The 5,417-nt window shown below is 70.7% G+C and carries 1 protein-coding gene; it reads left to right on the top strand.

The window, feature by feature from the left end; genetic code table 11:
* Positions 1-107 precede the first annotated feature (107 nt).
* On the top strand, positions 108-5,360 hold the full coding sequence (locus MBTS_RS22135; RefSeq protein WP_238254223.1) for an alpha-2-macroglobulin family protein: 5,253 nt from the start codon (positions 108-110) through the stop codon (positions 5,358-5,360).
* Positions 5,361-5,417 lie beyond the last annotated feature (57 nt).

Below are 5,417 nucleotides of genomic sequence, written 5' to 3'. Positions count from 1 at the left end.
CCCGTCTTGCCAAAAGTTTTCTTGCCAAAAGTTTTCTTGCCCGAGGCGTTCTTGCCCGAGGCGTTCTTGCCCGAGGCGTTCTTGCCGGCTCCTTGGCCCTCGGCGGCATGGGCGCCGCACCGGCTTTCGCCCAGGCGCCCGATCGTCCGGTGGCGCGGATCGCTACCCCGAAACCAGCGCCATCCCCCAAGGCTTTCGTGCGTGACGCGCTGGCCAGTGACGCGGTCCGTCTCGAAGCGACGGTGAGGGCGGATTCTGCCACGTCGGGCCTGACCAGACCGGCAGCCAAGCTGCGCGCCGAGGGCGAGGCCCTGGTGCAGGCGGAGAAGCCGGCCGATGCCCTCAAGCCCCTCGCCGGGGCCATTGCCGCCGATGCGGGCGACCCGCTGAACTGGCTTGCCTATGCCCGCGCCGCGAGCACGGTGGGCAATGATAACGAAACCGGGGACTACTCCTTCCGCCAGCGCCTGCGCGGCCAGGCTCGGGCCGCCGCCTATCAGGCTTACTTGAAGGCGCGCGGCGCCGCCGCCGAGGCCGAGGCCCTGGCGGTGCTGGGCGAGGTCTATGCCGATCAATCCGAATGGCGGCCCTCGCTCGAGGCCTACCGCGCCAGCCTCGCGCTCGCCGACGACGCCACGGTGCGCGAGACCTATGAGGGTCTGCGCGCCGAGCACGGCTTCCGCATCCTCGACTACAAGGTCGATTCCGACGCCGCCGCCCCGCGCGTCTGCTTCCAGTTCTCCGAGAGCCTGGCCCCGAAGACCGATTTCACGCCCTACGTCGCCGTCTCGGGCGCCGCCAATGCCGCCGTCACCGGCAGCGGCCAGCAGATCTGCGTGGACGGGCTGAAGCACGGCGAGCGCTACGCCTTCGTGCTGCGCTCGGGCATCCCGTCCTCCGTGGGCGAGGCCCTGCTGAAATCGGCCGATTACGAAGTCTATGTGCGGGACCGCTCGCCCCAGGTGCGTTTCACCGGGCGCAACTACGTCCTGCCGCGCACCGGACAGGCCGGCGTGCCGCTGGTCTCGGTCAACGCGCCGAAGATCGACGTGGAGGTGCTGCGCGTCGGCGACCGTGGCCTGCTGCCGTCCCTGCGCTCTGAGGAGTTCCTCGGTCAGCTCAGCGGCATGACCGCGAAGACCATCGCCGACCAGAAGGGCACCCGCGTTTGGAAGGGCACCCTCGACACGGCCAAGGCCGAGCTGAACCACGAGGCGGTCACGGCCTTCCCGGTGCTGCAGGCGGTCGGCAAGCTGGAGCCCGGCATCTACATCATGCTGGCCCAGGCCAGCGGCGTCGCCACGAATGTCGATGAGGACGGCGGCTACGAGGCCCAGGCGACGCAATGGTTCGTCGTCTCGGATCTCGGCCTCACCGCTTTCAAGGGCCGCGACGGCATCCACGTCTTCGCCCGCTCGCTCGCCAGCGCGAAGACGGTGCCCGGCGCCGAGATCCGCCTCGTGGCCCGCAACAACGAGGTGCTGGCGACGAAGAAGACCGACGGCCAGGGCCACGCCGCCTTCGATCCGGGCCTCGCACGGGGCGAAGGCGGAATCGCCCCCGGCCTCGTCGTCGCCCAGCTCGGCGACGATTACGGCTTCCTCGACTTCTCCCAGAGCGCTTTCGACCTCACCGACCGGGGCGTGAAGGGCCGGCCGCAGCCGAGCGCGGTGGAGGCCTACGTCTTCCCCGAGCGCGGGGTCTACCGCTCCGGCGAGACCGTTCAGGTCACGGCCCTGCTGCGCGACGCCGCCGGCATCGCCGTGCCGAACCTTCCCCTCACCCTGGTGGTGAAGCGTCCGGACGGGGTCGAGTATCGCCGCGTCCAGGTCGCCGATGCCGGCCTCGGCGGCCGCGCCCTGCCCCTCGCCCTGATGCCGGGCGCGATGCACGGTACATGGCGGATCGCCGCCTATACCGATGCGAAGGCGCCGCCCGTGGGCGAGGCCACGTTCCTCGTCGAGGATTATGTGCCCGAGCGCCTGGAGGTCACTCTCACCCCCAAGAGCCCGACCCTGACGAAGGGCGAGCCCGCGACCATCGACGTCGCCGCGCGCTATCTCTACGGCGCGCCGGGCTCGGGCCTCGACGTGTCGGGCTCGGTCCTGGTCCAGGCCGCCGCGACGAGCGGGATCAAGGGGCTCGACGGCTTCTCCATCGGCCTCGACGACGAGAAGGTGGAGGCGACCTCGGCCGAGATCGAGGCCAAGGCCACCACGGACGCCAAGGGATCGGCGACCGTGACGGTGCCGGTCCAGGCGCTCAGCGCCCCGCGCCCCACCGAGGCGAAGATCACGCTGCAGGTCGGCGAGCCGGGCGGGCGGGCGCTGAGCCGAAGCGTCACCCTGCCGATCCTGCCCTCCGGCCCCGTCCTCGCCATCCGCAAGAATTTTTCGGGCGACCTCACGGAGGCCAGTGTCGCCACGTTCGACGTGGTCATGGCGAGCCCCGACGGTCGGAAAATCCCGCAGAACGGCGTCGTCTGGACCCTGTCCAAGGTCGACCGGAACTACCAATGGTACCGCGAAGGCGGGCGCTGGTCGTTCGAGCCGGTGACCTCGACGCGGCGCATCGCCGACGGACGGCTCGATCTCGCCGCCGACGCGCCGGGCCGGGTCAGTTCCACCGTCGGCTTCGGCACCTACCGCCTCGAAGCCCTGGTCGCCGGCCGGCCCGAGGCCACCGTCAGCGTCACCTTCACCGTGGGCTGGGGCGGCTCCGAGACCGCGGACGTGCCCGACCTCCTCGATCTCAAGCTCAACAAGCCGAGCTATGCCGCCGGTGAGACCCTGCGGGCGCGCCTCCAGCCGCGCTTCAGGGGCACGGCCACCCTCGCGGTGGTGAGCGACAAGGTCCACGACATCCTCGACGTCACGGTGTCGGAGGCCGGCACCAACGTGGACATTCCCGTGAAGGCGGAATGGGGGTCGGGCGCCTATCTCGTGGCCACCGCCTACCGGCCCCTCGACCAGGCGGCCAAGCGCCTGCCGGGCCGGGCGCTCGGCCTTGCCTGGTTCTCGGTGGATACCGACAAGCGCAGCCTCGCCGTGACCGTCGGGGCGCCCGCGACCACGCGGCCCCGCGAGACCCTGACCCTGCCGATCCAGCTCGCCGGCCTGTCCTCCGGCGAGGAGGCGCAGGTGAGCGTGGCCCTGGTCGATGTCGGCATCCTCAACCTCACCCGCTACGAATCGCCCAATCCCTTCGGCTATTTCTTCGGCCAGAAGGCCTTGGGACCGGAGATCCGCGACCTCTACGGATACCTGATCGACGGCATGCAGGGCACGCTCGGCGCGATCCGCTCGGGCGGTGACGGCGGTGCGGCGGAACTCTCCGATTCGCCCCCGACCCAGGCGCCGCTGGCGCTCTATTCCGGCGTGGTCCGCGTCGGCCCCGATGGGCGCGCCAGCGTCGATTTCCCCCTGCCCGCCTTCAACGGCACCGGCCGGGTGATGGTGACCGCCTGGAGCAAGGCGAAGGTCGGCTCGGCCCAGGCCGATGTGATCATCCGCGATCCCGTCGTGCTCACCGGCACCCTGCCGCGCTTCCTCAATGTCGGCGACCGCTCGCGCTTCTTCATCGCCATCGACAATGTCGAGGGGCAGGCCGGCGACTACACCGTGGATCTCGACCTCACCGGCCCGGTCCTGGTCTCGGCTGGCGCGGTTCACAGCACCATGAAACTGGAACGCGGGGCGAAGACCTCGCTCGTCATCCCGATCACCGCCGCCGGCCCCGGCCTGTCGCGGCTCGACGTGAACCTGTCCGGCCCCGGCATCGCCGGCACCGTGGGCCAGAGCTTCTCGCTCAACATCGGCCCCGGCACCGGCGCCCTGGTCCGTCGCTCAGTGAGTTCCCTCGAACCCGGCGCCAGCCTGCAGGTGACGGGCGACCTCCTGGCCGACATCCTCCCCGGCACCGGGTCGGTCTCGGTGACGGCCTCCTCGCTCGCCGCCCTCGACGTGCCCGCCCTGCTCCAGGCGCTGGACCGCTATCCCTATGGCTGCTCGGAACAGACCGTGAGCCGGGCGATGCCGCTCCTCTACGTCAACAAGCTCGCCTCCCTCGACAGGCTCGGCATCGACGACAAGGTGGACGAACGGGTGCGCGAGGCCATCGACCGCGTGCTCTCGCGCCAGGACGCCTCGGGCGATTTCGGCCTGTGGAGCGTCGGCGGGTCGAGCGACGTCTGGCTCAACGCCTACGTCACCGACTTCCTGACCCGCGCCCGCGAACGCGGATTCGCCGTGCCGCAGACCGCCTTCTCCAATGCCCTGGACCGCCTGCGCAACACGGTCGCCAACACCACGGAGGTGCGCGACGGCGGCATGGACATCGCCTATGCGGCCTATGTACTGGCCCGGAACGGGCGGCCGGTGATGGGCGATCTGCGCTACCTCGCCGACACCAAGCTCGGTGAGTTCGCGACCCCCCTCGGACGCGGCCAGATCGCGGCGGCTCTCGCCCTTCTCGGCGACCGGGGCCGCGCGGCCAAGGCGTTCGAGTCGGCGGTGACCGCGCTCGGATCCGCGCGCGACACCTCGACCTACCGCGCCGATTACGGCTCGCGCCTGCGCGACGGGGCCGGCCTTCTCGCCCTCGCCGCCGAGACGGGCCTCGCCCGCGACACGATCCGGCCGTTGGGTCAGGTCATCACCCAGGAGCGGGCCAGCGGACGCCTCACCAGCACCCAGGAGAATGCCTGGATGGTGCTCGCCGCCGAGGGGCTCGCCAAGGAGGCGGAAGCGTTGAGCTTCAGCGTCGACGGCACCCGGCAATCGGGCCCGGTCTCGCGGCTCTACCGCGCCCCCGCCCTCGACGCGAGGCCCGTCACCATCACCAATGACGGGACGGGCGCCGCCCAGACCGTGGTGAGCGTGTCTGGCAATCCCATCGCCCCGGAGCCGGCGGAATCACGGGGTTACTCCATCGAGCGGACCTATCACCGCCTCGACGGCACGGTGGTGGATCTCGCTCAGGGGGTTCGCCAGAACGACCGCCTCGTGGTGGTGCTCAAGGTGACCGAGGCGAAGGCCAGCGCCGGGCGCCTCCTGCTGGTGGACCGCCTGCCCGCCGGCCTCGAGATCGACAATCCTAAGCTCCTCGATTCCGATGCCCTGGCGGGGCTCGCCTTCGCCAAGTCGGACGTGCAGCCGGTGAGCACCGAGTTCCGCGACGACCGTTTCGTGGCGGCCTACGAGCGCACCCCCGGTCAATCCGCCTTCTTCACGGTGGCCTATACCGTGCGGGCGGTCTCGCCCGGCACCTACGTCCATCCCGGGGCTACCATCGAGGACATGTACCGCCCCGAACGCTTCGGCCGCACCGCCTTCGGTTCGGTCGAGGTGAGCGCGAAGTAGGGCAATGGTTCGTGCGCGGAGGCGCTTCCCCTCCCCCTTGTGGGGAGGGGTCAGGGG

Source organism: Methylobacterium bullatum (genome assembly GCF_014845095.1).
GTDB classification, from domain to species: domain Bacteria; phylum Pseudomonadota; class Alphaproteobacteria; order Rhizobiales; family Beijerinckiaceae; genus Methylobacterium; species Methylobacterium bullatum.
Note: the sequence above shows the minus strand (reverse complement) of the source record. Positions and strands in the feature narration are given on the sequence as shown.